This is a genomic window from Treponema sp. R6D11 (assembly GCF_054786075.1).
Genome location: NZ_BDHD01001216.1, coordinates 1 through 356, shown reverse-complemented (window position 1 = coordinate 356; position 356 = coordinate 1). Strand labels below are relative to the sequence as shown.

1 protein-coding gene is annotated in these 356 nt (G+C 50.3%); it reads right to left on the bottom strand.

The window, feature by feature from the left end:
* Nucleotides 1–262: transglycosylase SLT domain-containing protein (locus tag ACYVTD_RS18175; protein WP_461249005.1), on the bottom strand; the 262-nt coding region annotated here is incomplete at its 3' end.
* Between the last annotated feature and the right edge of the window lie 94 nt (nucleotides 263–356).

The following is a 356-nucleotide window of genomic DNA, read 5'->3' as shown; positions in this document are numbered from 1 at the left end:
TGGCAAGGGCGGAAACCTCGCTGCCCCCGTAATCAAGACAGTACCGCAGATGGCTGATGCCGTAACGCGCGTTGTGCTGGACATTAAAAAACATATACGTGTCAAGCTCCGGGAAAGACCGGTTGTTAAGCTGAAAAAGCCCCCTGTCGATACTGCCGTCGCGGTTGGGCTTTCCGACCGCGCGCGGGTTAAACCTGCTCTCTTCCCAACAAAGGGCGAAGGCGAGCGCGGCGGGCACGTTATATTCATCCGCGTTCTGCAAAATCAACTGCGATATTTCCCTGTTTGAACAAATATCAGTAAAAAAATCAATAACCCAGCTTTTATACTTGCTTCTGCGGTAGTATTCAATAATG